This is a genomic window from Pseudomonas sp. G11-1 (genome assembly GCF_024031555.1).
GTDB classification, from domain to species: domain Bacteria; phylum Pseudomonadota; class Gammaproteobacteria; order Pseudomonadales; family Pseudomonadaceae; genus Halopseudomonas; species Halopseudomonas bauzanensis.
Genome location: NZ_QEYQ01000001.1, coordinates 712,932 through 729,880, shown reverse-complemented (window position 1 = coordinate 729,880; position 16,949 = coordinate 712,932). Strand labels below are relative to the sequence as shown.

General features: G+C 59.8%; 15 protein-coding genes and 2 riboswitches. Of the genes, 7 read left to right on the top strand and 8 right to left on the bottom strand.

What is annotated here, in order from left to right; translation table 11 throughout:
- Nucleotides 1-76 precede the first annotated feature (76 nt).
- From ribF to ispH, 5 genes are all read left to right on the top strand, one after another.
- Entirely contained in the window at nucleotides 77-1,015 is a 939-nt protein-coding gene (gene ribF / locus DHB74_RS03380; RefSeq protein ID WP_074777778.1) for a bifunctional riboflavin kinase/FAD synthetase, read from the top strand.
- Nucleotides 1,016-1,026: 11 nt separating this feature from the next.
- Nucleotides 1,027-3,858: an isoleucine--tRNA ligase gene (ileS, locus tag DHB74_RS03375; RefSeq protein WP_499160806.1), complete on the top strand. Its 2,832-nt coding sequence runs from the start codon at nucleotides 1,027-1,029 to the stop codon at nucleotides 3,856-3,858.
- Nucleotides 3,851-4,345 (top strand): signal peptidase II, encoded by a 495-nt coding sequence (gene lspA / locus DHB74_RS03370; protein ID WP_074777779.1) that lies wholly within the window; start codon nucleotides 3,851-3,853, stop codon nucleotides 4,343-4,345. The genes ileS and lspA overlap by 8 nt, the downstream gene beginning before the upstream one ends.
- A gap of 101 nt (nucleotides 4,346-4,446) precedes the next feature.
- Entirely contained in the window at nucleotides 4,447-4,884 is a 438-nt protein-coding gene (fkpB, locus tag DHB74_RS03365) for an FKBP-type peptidyl-prolyl cis-trans isomerase (RefSeq protein WP_499160805.1), read from the top strand.
- A 34-nt stretch (nucleotides 4,885-4,918) separates the two neighbouring features.
- The gene (ispH, locus tag DHB74_RS03360) at nucleotides 4,919-5,866 is read left to right on the top strand and encodes a 4-hydroxy-3-methylbut-2-enyl diphosphate reductase (RefSeq protein WP_280164642.1); all 948 of its coding nucleotides are present in this window, start codon (nucleotides 4,919-4,921) and stop codon (nucleotides 5,864-5,866) included.
- 39 nt (nucleotides 5,867-5,905) lie between these two features.
- On the opposite strand, the gene DHB74_RS03355 is transcribed toward ispH, so the two are convergent.
- The 6 genes from DHB74_RS03355 to pilB all read right to left on the bottom strand — a co-directional run bounded on the left by DHB74_RS03355 (nucleotide 5,906) and on the right by pilB (nucleotide 11,939).
- A complete protein-coding gene (locus tag DHB74_RS03355; RefSeq protein ID WP_499160804.1) occupies nucleotides 5,906-6,949 on the bottom strand; it encodes a Nudix family hydrolase in 1,044 nt (347 codons plus the stop codon).
- Nucleotides 6,950-6,977: 28 nt separating this feature from the next.
- Nucleotides 6,978-7,166: a DNA gyrase inhibitor YacG gene (gene yacG / locus DHB74_RS03350; protein ID WP_499160803.1), complete on the bottom strand. Its 189-nt coding sequence runs from the start codon at nucleotides 7,164-7,166 to the stop codon at nucleotides 6,978-6,980.
- Nucleotides 7,163-7,786, bottom strand: a complete 624-nt coding sequence (gene coaE, locus DHB74_RS03345) for a dephospho-CoA kinase (RefSeq protein WP_280164640.1) — start codon at nucleotides 7,784-7,786, stop codon at nucleotides 7,163-7,165. The genes yacG and coaE overlap by 4 nt, the downstream gene beginning before the upstream one ends.
- A 298-nt stretch (nucleotides 7,787-8,084) precedes the next feature.
- Complete coding sequence (locus tag DHB74_RS03340; RefSeq protein WP_499160802.1) at nucleotides 8,085-8,957, bottom strand: prepilin peptidase; 873 nt, start codon at nucleotides 8,955-8,957, stop codon at nucleotides 8,085-8,087.
- 3 nt (nucleotides 8,958-8,960) lie between these two features.
- Complete coding sequence (locus tag DHB74_RS03335; RefSeq protein ID WP_499160801.1) at nucleotides 8,961-10,229, bottom strand: type II secretion system F family protein; 1,269 nt, start codon at nucleotides 10,227-10,229, stop codon at nucleotides 8,961-8,963.
- Between the two features lie 3 nt (nucleotides 10,230-10,232).
- Nucleotides 10,233-11,939: a type IV-A pilus assembly ATPase PilB gene (gene pilB, locus DHB74_RS03330; RefSeq protein ID WP_499160800.1), complete on the bottom strand. Its 1,707-nt coding sequence runs from the start codon at nucleotides 11,937-11,939 to the stop codon at nucleotides 10,233-10,235.
- Nucleotides 11,940-12,267: 328 nt separating this feature from the next.
- On the opposite strand from pilB, the gene DHB74_RS03325 reads away from it, so the two are divergent.
- Nucleotides 12,268-12,684, top strand: coding sequence for a pilin (locus tag DHB74_RS03325; protein WP_499160799.1), 417 nt, complete (start codon nucleotides 12,268-12,270; stop codon nucleotides 12,682-12,684).
- 304 nt (nucleotides 12,685-12,988) lie between these two features.
- Here DHB74_RS03325 and DHB74_RS03320 read toward each other — a convergent pair whose 3' ends face one another.
- Nucleotides 12,989-13,051 (bottom strand): prepilin-type N-terminal cleavage/methylation domain-containing protein, encoded by a 63-nt coding sequence (locus DHB74_RS03320; protein WP_499161024.1) that lies wholly within the window; start codon nucleotides 13,049-13,051, stop codon nucleotides 12,989-12,991.
- Nucleotides 13,052-13,406: 355 nt separating this feature from the next.
- On the opposite strand from DHB74_RS03320, the gene DHB74_RS03315 reads away from it, so the two are divergent.
- A complete protein-coding gene (locus tag DHB74_RS03315) occupies nucleotides 13,407-15,266 on the top strand; it encodes a bifunctional metallophosphatase/5'-nucleotidase (protein ID WP_499160798.1) in 1,860 nt (619 codons plus the stop codon).
- A 93-nt stretch (nucleotides 15,267-15,359) separates the two neighbouring features.
- Here the strand turns inward: DHB74_RS03315 and DHB74_RS03310 are convergent, their stop codons facing one another.
- Nucleotides 15,360-16,619 carry a D-amino acid dehydrogenase gene (locus DHB74_RS03310; RefSeq protein WP_036988452.1) on the bottom strand — a complete coding sequence of 420 codons (1,260 nt, stop codon included), beginning with the start codon at nucleotides 16,617-16,619 and terminating at the stop codon, nucleotides 15,360-15,362.
- Nucleotides 16,620-16,674: 55 nt separating this feature from the next.
- A riboswitch (glycine riboswitch) is annotated at nucleotides 16,675-16,780 on the bottom strand.
- Nucleotides 16,781-16,876, bottom strand: a riboswitch (glycine riboswitch).
- Nucleotides 16,877-16,949 lie beyond the last annotated feature (73 nt).

Sequence of the window (16,949 nt, the reverse complement as noted above, 5' to 3'; positions counted from 1 at the left end):
AGCCCTCCCCGATGACGCCGCACCCCCTAACCCTGTATACTTTCCGGCTTTGACCCATCTGCCGATAACGAGCGCTATGGAACTGGTCCGCGGCCTGCACAATCTGCGTCCCCATCATCGTGGGTGCGTGGCAACAATTGGTAATTTCGACGGTGTACATGCCGGGCATCAGGCGATTCTCAAGCGTCTGAGTCGTCATGCTGCGCGTCTGGGGTTGCCCGGTTGCGTGGTGATCTTCGAGCCGCAGCCCAGGGAGTATTTCGCCCCCCACAGCGCACCGCCGCGCCTGACCCGCCTGCGCGACAAGCTCGCGCTGCTGGAAGAGCAGGGCGTCGACCGAGTACTGTGCCTGGCATTCAATCGCCGCCTGCGCGAGCTGAGCGCGGATGAATTCATCCAGCAGGTGCTGATCGATGGGCTGGGCGTAAAACACCTGGAAGTGGGCGATGATTTCCGCTTCGGTTGCGATCGTGCCGGTGACTTTGCCTTGCTGCAGGCGCGTGGCCAGCAGCAAGGGTTCACTGTCGAGTCCGCCAGCACCGTGGCCGAAAGCGGCGAGCGCATCAGCAGCACCCGAGTGCGTCAGGTTCTGGCGGAGGGAGACTTCCCCCAGGCCGAGCGCCTGTTGGGTCGCCCGTTCAGCATTACCGGGCGAGTACTGCATGGCCAGAAGCTGGGCCGGACCCTGGGTGCGCCGACTGCCAATGTGCAGCTCAAGCGCATCAGTGCGCCGCTCAATGGGGTGTACCGGGTCAGCGTCGAGCTGGACGGCACACGGCACCTCGGTGCCGCCAATATTGGCACCCGTCCCACGGTGAACGGGGATGGCCAGGCGCATCTGGAAGTCCATCTGCTGGATTTCGACGGTGACCTCTACGGTCGCCGTATTACCGTGGTATTTCATGAAAAACTGCGTGACGAACGCAAGTTCGACTCGCTGGACGAGTTGCAGGCCGCCATCAAGGCTGATTTCGCCACCGCACGGGCCCAATGGGCCGCCGAATTGAACAAGTGAGCCAGGACAAGATGACTGATTACAAAGCGACGCTGAACCTGCCCGCAACAGATTTCCCGATGAAGGCCGGCCTGCCGGCCCGCGAGCCGGAAACCCTGAAACGTCTGGACAGTATCGGTCTCTACCAGCGAATTCGCGAGGTCAGCCAAGGCCGCCCCCAGTTCGTGCTGCACGACGGCCCGCCCTACGCCAACGGCAGCATTCATATCGGTCACGCGGTGAACAAGATCATCAAGGACATGATCGTGCGCTCGCGCACCCTGTCCGGCTTCGACGCGCCCTACGTACCGGGTTGGGATTGCCACGGCCTGCCGATCGAGCACAAGGTCGAGACCACCTTCGGCAAAAACCAGCCGGCGGACCAGACCCGCGAGCGCTGCCGCCATTATGCCGCTGAGCAGATCGAAGGCCAGAAAAATGACTTCATCCGCCTGGGCGTGCTGGGCGACTGGGATAATCCCTACAAGACCATGGAGTTCCCCAACGAAGCGGGCGAGATCCGTGCGCTGGCGAAGATGGTCGAAGGCGGCTTCGTCTTCAAGGGCCTGAAGCCGGTCAACTGGTGCTTTGACTGTGGCTCGGCACTGGCCGAAGCCGAGGTGGAATACCAGGACAAGAAGTCCGATGCCATCGACGTGGCTTTTGTCGTCGAAGATGCGGACAAGCTGGCGGCTGCCTTTGGCGTAGCGACACTGGCCAAGCCCGCCAGCATCGTCATCTGGACCACCACCCCCTGGACCATCCCGGCCAACCAGGCGCTGAACGTCCATCCTGACTTCATCTATGCGCTGGTCGATACCGGCGATCAACTGCTGGTACTGGCCGAAGAGCTGGCCGAGTCCAGCCTGCAGCGTTACGGCAAGCAGGGCGAGATCATTGCCCGGTGCGAAGGTCGTGTACTGGAAAACATCCGTTTCCGTCACCCGTTCTACGAGCGCTTCTCCCCGGTGTACCTGGCGGAATACGTCGAGACCGGCGCCGGTACTGGTATCGTCCACTCGGCCCCGGCCTACGGCGAGGACGACTTCCGTACCTGCAAGCACTACGGCATGGAGAATGACGACATTCTCACCCCGGTGCAGAGCAATGGCGTCTATGTCAGCGACCTGCCATTCTTCGGCGGCCAATTCATCTGGAAGGCCAACGCCAATATCGTCGCCAAACTCGACGAAGTTGGCGCGCTGCTCAAGCACGAGCCGATCCAGCATAGCTACATGCACTGCTGGCGCCACAAGACTCCGTTGATCTACCGCGCTACGGCCCAGTGGTTTGTCGGTATGGACAAGGTGGTTCACGACGGCAGCTCCCTGCGCCGCCGCGCCCTGGACGCCATCGAGCAGACCCAGTTCGTCCCCGCCTGGGGGCAGGCGCGCTTGCACGGCATGATCGCCGGGCGGCCGGACTGGTGTATCTCCCGTCAGCGCAACTGGGGTGTGCCGATCCCGTTCTTCCTGCACAAGGAAAGCGGTGAGCTGCATCCGCGTACCGTCGAACTGATGGAAGAAGTGGCCAAGCGCGTCGAGCAAGAGGGCATCGAAGCCTGGTTCAAGCTGGACGCCGCCGAACTGCTTGGCGAAGAAGCCGCCCAGTACGACAAGATCAGCGACACCCTGGACGTGTGGTTCGACTCCGGCACCACCCACTGGCACGTGATGCGCGGCTCGCACCCGATGGGGCATGAAGACGGTCCGCGTGCCGACCTCTATCTGGAAGGCTCCGACCAGCACCGCGGCTGGTTCCACTCATCCTTGCTGACCGCTTGCGCCATCGACGGCCACGCGCCGTACCGCGGTCTGCTGACCCACGGCTTCGTGGTTGACGAGAACGGTCGCAAGATGTCCAAGTCGCTGGGCAACGTGGTGGCCCCGCAGGAAGTGAACGACAGTCTGGGTGCCGATATCCTGCGCCTGTGGGTGTCCTCCACCGACTACTCCGGTGAAATGGCCGTCTCCAAGCAGATCCTGCAACGCAGCGCCGATGCCTATCGCCGCATCCGTAATACCACGCGCTTTTTGATGTCGAACCTCAATGGTTTTGACCCGAAGCAGCATGCTCTGCCCCCGGAGCAGATGCTCGACCTGGACCGCTGGGCCGTGGACCGCGCGCTGCTGTTGCAACAGGAAATCAGCGAAGCCTACGACACCTACAAGTTCTGGAACGTCTACCAGAAGGTGCATAACTTCTGCGTGCAGGAGCTGGGCGGTTTCTATCTGGACATCATCAAGGACCGCCAGTACACCACAGGTGCCGACAGCACTGCACGGCGCTCCTGTCAGACCGCCATGTACCACATCGCCGAGGCGCTGGTGCGCTGGATCGCGCCGATCCTAGCCTTTACCGCCGAGGAAATCTGGCAGTACCTGCCGGGCGAACGCAACGAATCGGTCATGCTCAACACCTGGTATGACGGTCTGACGGCGCTGCCGGCAGACATTGAGCTGGACCGGGCCTTCTGGGAGCAGGTACTGGCGGTGAAGATCGCGGTGAACAAGGAACTGGAAAACCTGCGCAACGCCAAGGTCCTCGGCGGTAATCTACAGGCGGAAGTTACCCTGTACGCCGACGAGCAGGTCAGCGCCACGCTGAACAAGCTCGGCGACGAGCTGCGCTTCGTGCTGATCACCTCCGCCGCGCGCATCGCGCCGCTGGCCGACGCGAATGACAGTGCCGTCGCCACCGAGGTATCCGGCCTGAAGCTGAGCATCGTCAAATCGGGGCACAGCAAGTGCGTCCGTTGCTGGCATTTCCTGCCGGACGTGGGCAGCCATGCTGCGCATCCCGAGATCTGTGGCCGCTGCGTCGAGAACATCGAAGGGCAGGGCGAGGTGCGCAAGCATGCCTGACCTGCGTCGCAGCGGACTGGTCTGGTTGTGGCTCAGCGTCGTGGTCATTGCGCTGGACCTGCTGACCAAGTGGGTGGCGGAGTCCAGCCTGAGACTGTACCAGCAGGTTCCGGTGATCGATGGTCTGTTCAGCTTCACCCTGGCCTATAATACCGGGGCTGCGTTCAGCTTCCTGTCGGACGCCGGCGGCTGGCAGCGCTGGTTTTTCATCGCCATTGCCGTGGGCGTAAGCGTCATGCTGCTGGTCTGGTTGTCGCGTCTGGCCCGGGATAAATGGCTGGAAGCACTGGCGCTGGCGCTGATTCTTGGCGGCGCGCTCGGTAATTTGTACGATCGTATCGTGCATGGCCATGTGGTGGATTTCATTCTGGTGCACTGGCAGCAGAGCTGGTTCTTCCCGGCCTTCAATATCGCTGACAGCGCCATCACCGTAGGCGCGGCGCTGATGATTCTGGATATGTTTCGGCCGGGGAAAAAAGACAGCTGACCGGCTCCTGCAGAAGCGGCGCTGTCGCTGCGCTGGTCCGCAAAGCGGGCCCGGGTTTCTCCGGCAGCCATACCCTGCCATTCAACGTATTTGAGACAGACATGACCGACATCCGCATCAACCACGACACTGAAGTCACTCTGCACTTCACCCTGAAACTGCCCAGCGGCGACGTAGTTGATTCCACCGTGGGCAAAGCTCCGGCCACCTTCAAAGTCGGTGACGGCAGCCTGCTGCCCGGCTTCGAAGCCAGCCTGTTCGGTCTCAAGGCCGGCGACAAGCGCAGCTTTGAAGTTGAACCCGAGCGTGGCTTTGGCCCCGGCAACCCGCAGAACATACAGACCGTGCCCCGCGACCAGTTCAGCGAAATGGAACTGGAGCCTGGCTTGCTGGTCATCTTCCGGGACGCCGCCGGCGGAGAAATGCCCGGCGTGGTCAAGACCATTCACGATACTATGGTTGAAGTGGACTTCAACCACCCGCTGGCTGGCAAGGTCATCACCTTCGAGGTGGAAATCATCGAGGTGAAGGCGGCCTGAGCCGCCATTGACCATGACTCAATCGAGGCTTCCCATGCAGATCAAACTGGCCAATCCGCGCGGCTTCTGTGCCGGTGTCGACCGCGCCATCGAAATCGTCAACCGCGCGCTGGAAGTGTTCGGTCCCCCGATCTATGTGCGCCATGAAGTGGTGCACAACAAATTTGTCGTCGAAGACCTGCGTAACCGCGGTGCGGTCTTTGTCGATGAGCTGGATGAGATTCCCGACGACGTCATCGTCATCTTCAGCGCCCACGGTGTATCCAAGGCCGTGCGTGACGACGCCGATGCCCGCGGTCTGAAAGTGTTCGACGCCACCTGCCCGCTGGTGACCAAGGTGCATATGGAAGTGGTGCGCTACAGCCGTGATGGCCGCGAATGCATCCTTATCGGCCACGCCGGGCATCCGGAAGTGGAAGGCACCATGGGGCAGTACGATGGCAGCAACGGTGGCGCCATCTATCTGGTGGAAAACGAGGACGATGTCGCCCGGCTGCAGGTGAAAGATCCCTCGCGCCTGGCCTTCGTCACTCAGACCACGCTATCCATGGACGACACCGCACGTGTCATCGACGCCCTGCGCAAGCATTTCCCGGCTATCGAAGGCCCGCGCAAGGATGACATCTGCTACGCCACCCAGAACCGCCAGGATGCGGTCAAGCAGCTGGCCGGTGAGTGTGATCTGGTATTGGTGGTCGGCAGCCCCAACAGCTCCAACTCCAACCGCCTGCGTGAGCTGTCGGATCGTATGGGTACACCTGCCTACCTGATCGATGGCGCCGACGAAATCCTCCCGGAATGGCTAGAAGGCGTTACCAACATCGGCGTCACCGCCGGCGCCTCCGCCCCCGATGTGCTGGTGCAGCAGGTTATTCAACACCTGCGCGACAGCGGCGCCACCGGCGTGCAGGAGCTGGACGGCCGGGAAGAGAATATCGTCTTCAGCATGCCCAAGGAACTGCGGGTAGTGGAAATTACCTGACGGTTTCGGGTTGTCGCGCACCCGCGCGACGCCCCGACTTCATCCCCAGAGCTGCCGTATCCCCGCTATGCCCTGAGCCCCTGCCTCGAAGGCATCCAGCAGCTCGTCAGCCGACAACCCACCCAGTAAGTACACAGGTATGTTCACCGAGTCGATCAGCTCCCTGGCGCGCTCCCAGCCCAGGGGTTGGGCATCAGGATGGCTGGCGGTAGAGTTGATGGGGGAGAGCGTCACAAAATCGGCTCCTAGATCGGCGGCCATCTTCAACTCTTCCGCGTTGTGGCAGGAGGCGGCGAGTAGGGCTCGGGGGTTCAGGGAGTCCGGTTTGCTGGAGCCCTGCAAAGGCGACCGCGGCGAGGGCGCCGCTTCTTCCGGAGAACCAGCAGCTTCGTTCTGTACCGAGCCGATGGTAGCCGCAGGCTGCCTCTGAGTTTGCCTGGTCCACATCGCACGCAGCTGTCGACTGGTCAGGTGCCAACCTGCACCCGGCCATGCAGGTGAGGTATCGCCTTTCAGCATCCACTGAACGTCGCCGCCAAACTTTTCCAACACTCGCTGTGCCAATGCCTGATACGCCGCGTCGTCCAGCCCGGTCTGCCGCAATTGCACCATTCTGATACCCGCGTCCCGAGCCCGTTCCAGCCCAGCAAACAACTCCGTCTCGTCCACCACATCGGGGGTAATCAGATACCGCTCCGGCAACTGCGCCGCTCGCACGATAGGGGCATTGGCGGCAGGAAACGCATACTCATCCAGCTCCGCAGCCGCCACCCAGCGCACCGGCTGCCCCTCAGCGCCATGGGCCTCGCCATCAAACCCCGTCACTAGCCACACGTCCAGCCGTACTGACTTGTCGGGATAATCATGGCGAATATCCAGCAGCGGACGGGCCTCGGTAACGGCAATGCCTAGCTCTTCCAGCAGCTCCCGGCCCAGCCCGTCGCGGCGGGTCTCGGCTTCTTCAACCTTGCCACCGGGAAACTCCCACAACCCGCCCTGATGCACATGGTCGGGACGTTTGGCAATCAGAATACGGTTTTGCGCATCACGGATGACAGCGGCGATGACATGGATACGGCGCATGGAGTTCTCGGATTTGTGGTGGGGGAAATTACTGCTTGGAGAAGTCTTCAGAAAACAGATCCTGCTCCAGCTCATCGCCGGGGATCACATGTTCCTCGGCCGCCCAGGCGCCCAGATCGATCAGGCGGCAGCGGGGGGAGCAGAACGGGCGGTCCGGAGAGCTTTCATCCCAGGTGACGGGGGCCTTGCAGGTAGGGCATTCAACAGTAGTGGTCATGGCTTGGCTCCTGTACTCAGCGCCAGATAGAACTGGTGCAATTGATCAACCTGGCGGTGCAGCGCCGCCAGGTCCTGGTCATTGGTGATGACGTCATCAGCGTGGCGCAACCGGTCTTCACGTTGCGCCTGGGCCCGGAGAATGGCGCGCACCTGCTCCTCTGGCACCTTGTCACGGGCCGTGGTGCGGGCGATCTGCAGCGCCTCGGGCACATCGACTACCAGCACTCGTTGGGTCATCTGATACTGCCCTGACTCCACCAGCAGCGGTGACACCAGTAGCGCATAAGGCGACTCGGCAGAGGTCAGATCACGGACGATCTCCTCACGGATCAGCGGGTGCAACAACTGCTCCAGCCAGCGGCGCTCGTCGGGTATCTGAAAAACCCGCTCGCGCAGGGCTGCTCGATTCAACGAACCGTCTGGCTGGAGTACCGCATCACCAAAACGGTCGACAATCTGCTGCAGTGCCGGCCGACCTGGCTCCACCACCACCCGCGACTTGATATCAGCGTCCACCACATGAATATCATGCGCCTCGGCAAACCGCGCCGCTGCCGCGCTCTTGCCGCTGCCGATGCCGCCGGTGAGACCGATGATGAAGGGGTTAGAGATGCTCATGGCAATATCAGCGCCTTGCGTCTATATCGAAGGCGCCCAGTATACGTAGATTGGATGGGTCTGTGGACCGGTCAGAGGAAGGGGGGCTATGAGAAGATCTAGACTCCAAGCGGAGCCAGGCTAGTTCCGGCACCAGCAAGGTGTTTGTGAGCGCGACCTCGGCCGCGAAGCCTTTACATCCAGCCCATTCGCGGGCAAGCCAGCCCCCGCCACCGATTTTACCTGGGAGGGTCGAGCACCAGCTCGACCAGCAAAGCCGCCTGAATCCCCGCTGGCAGGGACGGAACCCGGCCCCGATTCAAAACCCCGCAAACCGCAAATACGTTCCAGTAATCCAATCCCCCCAGATAATCGCAATCCACCCGGCAATGGCCAGGTAGGGTCCGAAGGGCAGGGGAGTAGAATTCGAGTCGCCGCGAGTCTTCAGAATAATGATCCCGAGAATCGCACCCACCAGCGAGGACAGCAAGATGGTCAGCGGCAATACCTGCCAGCCGCCCCAGGCCCCGAGCACCGCCAGCAGCTTGAAGTCACCATAGCCCATGCCTTCCTTGCCGGTGATCAGTTTGAACAGCCAATACACCGACCACAGGCTAAGATAGCCGAACACTGCGCCCCAGAGCGCCGAATGCATATCGGTGAACAACCCGAAGCTATTGGCAATCAACCCCAGCCACAACATCGGCAGCACAATGGCATCCGGCAGCAATTGGGTATCGGCATCGATCAGGCTGAGGGCAATCAGCGTCCAGGTCAGTAGCAGCATCCCGGCGGCCGGCCAGCCGAAGCCGAACTGCCAGGCCACCACGATACTCAGCACGGCGGTGAGCAGCTCCACCAGCGGATAGCGTGGACTGATACGCTCCCGACAGCTGCCACAACGGCCACGCAACAGCGCATAGCTGATCAACGGCAGATTCTGCCAGGGTTTGATCTCGGTCTGGCAATGCGGGCAGTGGGAATGAGGCAGCACCAGGTTGTACACCGGTGTCTCAGCCTGTGACTGGTCCGGATGCAACATCTCCCGGGCCTGTTGCAGCCAGTCGCGCTCCATCATTTTCGGCAAGCGATGAATCACCACATTGAGAAAGCTGCCAACTATCAATCCCAGCAGCCCAGCGACTACAACAAAGGCCAGCAGCTGGCTGGCCAGATAATCAAGTAAGGTCATGGTTCAGACAACGGCGCCCAGCTGGAAGATTGGCAAGTACATGGCAATGATCAGACCACCAATCAGTACACCCAGCACCGACATGATTATCGGCTCGAGCAGGGTAGTGAGGTTGTCCACCTTGTTGTCCACTTCGGCTTCGTAGAAGTCCGCCACCTTCTCCAACATGCCGTCGAGGTTACCCGACTCCTCACCAATACCTGCCATCTGTACAGCCAAGGTGGGAAACACATTGGTGGTACGCATTGCGAAGTTGAGCTGGGTACCGGCGGATACATCCTGTTTGATATTGTTCACGGCGTTGTAGAACACCACGTTGCCTGCGGCCCCGGCCACGGAATCCAATGCCTGCACCAGCGGTACACCGGCAGCAAAGGTGGTGGACAGAGTGCGTGCATAACGAGCCACCGCCGCCTCGTAGATGATCTGGCCGATGATGGGGGCTTTGAGCAGAGCTCGATCCTGAGCATCGCGGAACGGCTTCGAACGTCTATGGGCCTGGGTGTAACCCCAGCCCAGCACAATGAGTCCGATTAGTATGATGAACCACCAGGATTGCAGCCATTCGGACAACCCAATCACCATTAGAGTAAAGGCGGGTAGGTCCGCGCCGAAGCCGGCAAATACTTCTTTGAACTGGGGTACTACCTTGAGCAGCAGAATAGCCGTCACGATCACCGCCACCACCACCACTGAAATGGGGTAGGTCATGGCCTTCTTGATCTTGGCCTTCAGCGCCTCGGTCTTTTCCTTATAGGTAGCGATACGGTCCAGCAGCGATTCCAGCCGGCCCGATTGCTCGCCGGACTCCACCAGGTTGCAGAACAGGTCATCGAAGTATTGCGGATGCTTGGCCAAGGACGCCGCCAGGGTATTACCCGAGGCCACATCGGTCTTGATCTCGTTGATCAGCTTGGCGAAGTTGGGGTTGGCGGTACCCTCAGCAATGATCTCGAACGCCTGCACGATGGGCACGCCCGACGCCATCATGGTCGCCAATTGGCGAGTGAAGAAGGCAATATCCAGCGGCTTGATCTTCTTGGCGCGCGGCCCGAGCAGCGAGGACTTCTTGTGGATCTTGGTGACCAGCACGCCTTGCTTGCGCAGTTGCGCTTTCACCAGTGCCTGGTTGGTGCCCTGTATCTCACCGGACAGCTTGACGCCCTTGCGATCCTTGCCTTCCCACTTGAACGGGTAGACCTTCTCAACCTTGGCTTTCTTCGCGGGTTTCGCGACCGGCCTGGTCCTTTTCACTGCTGCTTGCTGGGCCATGACTTAATCCTTGGTCACTCGGTTCACTTCCGCCAGGCTGGTGACACCCTGTTCCGCCTTCATCAGCGCGGATTGGCGCAAGCTTCTGAATCCTTCATTCTGGGCTACGTCGGAAATCTGCATGGAGTTACCGTCTTCCATGATGATGCGCTGGATGGCCGGCGTGATTCTGACCACTTCATAAATCCCGACACGCCCTTTATAACCGTCCTGACAATTTTCGCAACCCACCGGACCGTAAATCGTTAACCCGCTAGCAATTTTTTCTTCAGAGTAGCCTTCCTCGCGCAGCGTCTCGCGGGGAATATCCATCGGCTTCTTGCAGTGTGAACACAGCCGCCGTGCCAGGCGCTGAGCAATGATCAGGTTTACCGAAGTGGCGATATTGAATGAGGCCACGCCCATGTTGCGCAGGCGGGTGAGGGTTTCTGCCGCGCTGTTGGTGTGCAGGGTGGACATGACCATGTGACCGGTCTGCGCCGCCTTGATGGCAATCTCGGCCGTTTCCAGGTCACGAATCTCACCGACCATGATGATATCCGGATCCTGGCGCAGGAAGGCGCGCAGAGCCTGGGCAAAATCCAATCCCTGCTTGGGATTCACATTGACCTGGTTGATTCCCTCCAGGTTGATCTCCACCGGGTCTTCTGCGGTGGAGATGTTGCGCTCCATGGTATTGAGGATGTTCAGACCGGTATACAGCGACACCGTCTTACCGGAGCCGGTGGGGCCGGTGACCAGAATCATGCCCTGGGGCTTGCTCAGCGCTTCCAGATACATCTGCTTCTGGTCATCCTCATAACCCAGCGCATCAATACCCATCTTGGCACTGTCCGCATCGAGAATACGCAGCACCACCTTCTCGCCCCACAGCGTCGGCAGGCTATTGACCCGGAAGTCGATGGCCTTGTTCTTGGAGATCTTCAGCTTGATGCGACCATCCTGTGGCTTGCGACGTTCGGCCAGGTCCATGGAAGACATCACCTTCAAACGCGCAGCAATCTTCACCCCCAATTGCACCGGGGGCTTGGAAACCTCATGCAACACGCCATCGGTACGAAAACGCACCCGGTAGGTTTTCTCATAGGGCTCGAAGTGCAAGTCCGAGGAGCCTTTCTTCACCGCATCCAACAGCATCTTGTTGACGAAGCGCACCACGGGTGCGTCTTCTGTGTCGCCAGCTGCATCCTTGCGCTTATCGTCATCGGCAGCGCTTTCAACTTCAAGGCTATCAAGGTCGCCATCGTCCATATCGCCCAGTCCACTGGTCGCGCTCTCCAGGTACTTGTCAATGGCCGTGCGCAGCTTGTCGTCCTCGACAATCACCGCATCGGTCATCAAACCAGTATTGAATTGGATATCGCTCAGTGCCTGCTGATTGGTCGGATCGGACAGCGCCAGATATAGCCGCGAACCGCGCTTATATAAGGGCATCACACAATGCTGGCGGATCAGCTTCTCGCTAACCAGGCTGACCTCCGGCTGGCTGTCGCGGTCCAGTGCAGTCAGGTCCAGATAGGGGTAGCCGAACTCCTCGGCACATACCATGGCCAGGTCACGCGCCTTGGCCAGCTTGTTCTGCACCAGATAAGTAATGAGGGGAATCTTGTCCTGGCTGGCCTGTTGACTGGCCTTGCCAGCCGCCTGCGCATCCAGCAGTTCTTCCTGAACAATCCGCCGGGCCAGGCCGGAGAGAGCGGGGGTATCCATATAGTCTTCCCGGTACGTAGTGAGACAGTGCCGACTATAGTACAGCACCGCGCCGATACACCAAAAGCGCAGCGGCCAAACACGTAACTCAGTCCGCGCTGCGCCTGACAAAAATCGTCACCTATTGTCGGCTTACGTCGCTCCTCCAGCACTTTTCAGCACATCGAGCAGCCCGCTCCTGTCACATCCTCCCCCATCGTCATCCTCGGCGAAGGCCGAGGATCCAGGGCTCCAGCCCCGATACATCGCGTTTCAACCCACCTTGGCACACAAGCTGCAGTGACCCCACCAGCCCAACGGCTATCTCACATACAAATGGAGTTGAGAAATGAAAGCTCAAATGCAGAAAGGTTTTACTCTTATTGAATTGATGATCGTTGTTGCGATCATCGGTATTCTGGCTGCAATCGCTATTCCAGCTTATAGCGATTATCAAGCGCGATCCAAGATGACAGCGGGCCTTGCTGAAATATCTGCAGGACGCACTGCGTTCGAAGAGATTGTCAATAACGGTGATACACCGACACTCGCTCTGGTTGGACTACAGGGGACTACTAATAACTGTACTATCACCGTGGATGCAACCAGCATCAGTTGCGCTATCCTTAACGCACCAACACAAGTTTCAGGCGCTAGCTTGACATGGACTCGTACTGCTGCTGACGGTACTTGGGCTTGCGCCTCCGCTGGGGCTTCTGACCCTAAGTTTGCTCCTAACTCCTGTCCCCAAGGTGTTGCTCCTTAATTGTGTGCGGTATTGGTACTTGGAGTCAGATGAACATTCGTTACTAATCTGCCCCGTACCCTTGGCTTCAAAATAACCCCCGGTATTCGGGGGTTATTATTTTTTAGCTTTGAGGTAGCGAGCTCCTACCTGACTTGCTTTCTGCTCTGAGTGGTCTTTGCGCCGTGAGAACAATAAGAGGGGCAGGAGTAAAGGGTCAAGAATAAAGGGGGCAGGTATATTTTTCCGTGGCTGCGCATATAAGTGCTCTGGTTCGACTGCTTGCTGTGTATTGTCAGCGACGCTATGCCAAGCAGACCGATGACTAGAGCGAGGGCGCAATAAGCAGTTCGATCAAGGTAAAACCTGATTGAGGATTTGTATTCATGGGCACATGTGCGGAGCTGGCCCAGCGTGAGTCGCTGATGGTCAACGTGGCAGCAACAGTAGACGCTATCTCATTCTGGAACGAAAACCAGCTTTTGCCGGAATCGTAGCCATGTGCGCTCTTTATGCACAAACCAGCTGCGTGCTGACTATGCTTTACTCCTCATCCTCAGTGCCTTGCTTCATAACAAGGCGCTCTTCCGTAGTCTCGATGGCCCGCATCATCGAGCACTCCTTCAGGATGGGCCTTCTGGGCTTGCTTACCGACCTGTAATCAATTGTCTTTTTGCCGTCATTGCCGCGTCACGCTGGGCCCATAGTTTGTACGGGAATCCACCTCTCATGGACGCCCCGTCATGCCCAGTATGCAATGGAAAAGCTTCAGCCTTCTGGCAACCTGTATTGCCCTGGCCGCCTGTAACAGCGACAGTGACTCATCCTCCGATAACGCAGACAGCGGCCAGCCGCTGGTGCTGAATATTGCCCATATCAACGACCATCATTCCAATCTGGAGCCACTCGAGCTGACGCTGCAGTTGGATGGTCAGCCTACGACGGTCGAGGTGGGGGGCTTTCCGCGGATAACCCGTTTGTTCAACGAGGCGGAAGCCGAACACGCGAATCTGCTCAAGTTGCACGCCGGCGATGCCGTTACCGGCACCCTGTATTACACCTTCTACGAAGGTCGGGCGGATGCCGAGCTGATGAACACGGTGTGCTTTGACGCCTTTGCCCTGGGTAACCACGAGTTTGACGATGGCGACGCCCAACTGAAAGCGTTCCTGGATCATCTGGCCGATGGCAGCTGTAACACCCCCGCACTGGCGGCCAACGTCAAGCCCGCGGTGGGCACGCCATTGGCCCCATCAGCGGTGGATGACTACATCAAGGCACATGTGGTGACCGAGGTGGATGGCGTCCAGGTGGGCATCGTCGGTATCGATATTGCAGGCAAGACGCAGAATTCATCTCGCCCGTTGCCCACCACGGTATTCGAAGACGAGGTCACTGCCGCCCAGCGCAGCATCGACGAACTGCAGGAGCAGGGCGTCGAGCATATCGTGCTGCTCACGCATCAGGGCTATCAGAATGATGTCGACATGGCTGCCCGGTTGAGTGGGGTGGATGTGATTATCGGCGGTGACTCTCATACGCTGGTGGGGGATTTCCGCAATCTGGGCCTGCAGGGCCCTGACGATACGCCGCTGGCTTATCCGACTGTGGTGACCAACCGTGATGGCGAGATGGTCTGCATCGGGCAGGCCTGGGAATACACCAAGGTGTTCGGTCTGATGACGGTCAACTTCAATGCCGAGGGTGCGGTGGAAAGTTGTGGCGGTCAGGCGTCGCTGGTTATCGGCGACGAGTTCCAGCGCGATGACGCGCCCTTGAACGAGACGGAAACAGCGGCGCTGCTGCAGGTGCTGGCCGAAATGCCGGAAGTGGCGGTGGCTCAGCCGGACCCGGATGCCCAGAGTATTCTCGACCGTTATCAGGACCAACTGGACGCTGCCCGGCAGGAGCAGATTGGTTCTGCCGAGGTTCCCTTCTGCCTGGTGCGAGTGCCAGGGACCACCCGCAGTGGTGGGGTTCCTGGTTGTGAGATGGCAGATCAGCTGGCCCAGGGCAGCGACGCAGCGCAGTTGGTGGCCGGGGCTTTCCTTGAAGCCAGCAAGCGGGCTGACTTCTCCCTGCAGAACGCCGGTGGTGTGAGAACACCCATGGCGGCAGGTGTCATCACCTTCGATACTGCTGCAACCATGCTGCCGTTCACCAACGTGCTGGTCGAGCTGGATATAACTGGTGCGGAGACGGTTGCCGCCCTGGAAGATGCCGTGTGGAGCCATGTGGAAAATGGCGGTGGTGACGGTTCACATCCTTACGCTGCAGCGCTGCGCTGGGATCTGGATATGTCGCAGCCACGCGGTAGCCGCTTCAGCAACGTCGAAGTGAAAGGTGCGGATGACCTGTGGGCACCCATCAACCCGACCCAGACCTACGTCATGGTCACCAATGATTTTCTTGGTGAAGGGCGCGATGGGTATCTAACCCTGGGCGAGGTGACCGCAGATGGCCGGTCGATCAACACCGGCTTGTTATACACGCAGAGCCTGGTGGATTACCTGAAGGCCCGTCCCTCGGTTGGCACCATCCCGCGGGACGAATATTCCCATCAGCGGGTGATTACTGTCAGCGGCACTGAGCTGACTTACTGATCGGGTAATCGGCCTGGGCGACAGGTAAATACATCACCCAACCGCTATAAAGCGACAGCGAGACCACACCAGTCTCGCTGTCTTGCCCCGGGTTTACGCGTGAGCCGGCTGCGGGGAAGCAGCTTTCGCATTACTTCCCAACGCCTGCTCGACCACACCACCAATCATATCCGCCGTAACGGCGCTCAGTGTCCAACCCAAATGGCCATGCCCGGTGTTGTAGAACACGCAGGGCGACTTGCCGCGCCCGACCTTGGGCATCATGTTTGGCATCATCGGCCGTAAGCCGGCCCAGGGCACGACGCTGCGGGTGTTGACGCCGGGAAAGCACTCATTCACCCAATCCACCAGCGGACGAATGCGGTCGGCGCGAATGTCACGGTTGTAGCCATTGAACTCGGCGGTGCCGGCCACACGGAAGCGGTCATTGCCCAGGCGGCTGGTGACCAGTTTGGTTTCATCGTCGAGCAAGCTGACGGTGGGTGCTGAGGCGCGGCTGATCTCGTCGGTGAGGTTGACGGTGATGGAGTAGCCTTTGACCGGGTAGATGTTTACCCGGTCGCCCAACTGGGCGGCCAGGTCGCGGCTGGCGGTGCCGGCGCAGACCACTACACCGTCAAAATGCTGTGTCTCATCGCCAGCATTGCTGCCCGTGGTCACGCTGGCGCGCTTGCCATCGGTGGTGACCGCTTTCACGTCCTGGTTGTAAAGGCAGCGCACGCCGAGCCGATCGATAGCCGCCGCCAGGCCGTTGGTGAACTTGTGGATGTCGCCAGTGGAGTCGCATTCGGTGAAGTAACCGCCGTAATACTGGCCGGCCAGGGTGGGCTCGATGCTGCGCATTTCCTCCGGTGTTACGCTGCGGCGGGGTAGGCCCCCTTTGGCTAGCAACTGGGATACCCGTCCAGCGTGGTCGAAACCTGCCTTGTCGCGGTAAATGTGCAGGATGCCTTTTTTCTTCAGGTCGAAGTCGATGCCTTCCGCTTCAGCCCAGGCAAACAGATGCTCACGCGCGGCCACTGCCAGGCGTGCGGTTTCGATGGTGTTCTGGTTGTAGCTGGGGATCGAGGCGATGAATTCGGCGAACCAGGAAAGCTTGTGCCAGCTGGGCTTGGGGTTGACCAGTAGCGGCGCATCGCTCTTGAGCATCCATTTCAGGCCCTTGACGATGGTCGACCAGTGGTTCCAGACCTCGGCATTGGAGGCCGACAGCTGGCCGCCATTGGCGAAGGATGTTTCCATGGCGGCGTAGCGGTGTTTTTCGAACAGGGTAACGGCGAAGCCGCGTTTGCTCAGGGCGTAGGCGGTGGTGATACCGGTGATCCCGCCACCAACGACAGCGATTGTTTTCATTGTTGTAGCTCCAGTAACGTCAGGGGATTGAGGCCCGTGCGCACCATGCGCGGCGAGCGCCCCCTCTGTTCTGGACCTGAGAGTTTCACGGCGGCGCCAATGCGCTGCCGCTTGCTCCTTCGGTGCGCCCGACGACGTAACGGGCGGCTCTTCAGAGTTTACCGGTGATAGCGGTCCGTTTGCCTGAGAGTTTCCGGGGCGGTTGCTCCTTCGGCGCTGCGGCGGATCAAGCCGGCAGTCTCTCCCGATATCACATTGACCCGCCCCGGGTGCGCAATCTGGCGACGCGGTGCGGAGTCATGGGCGCTACATTGCCAGAAAATGCAATCG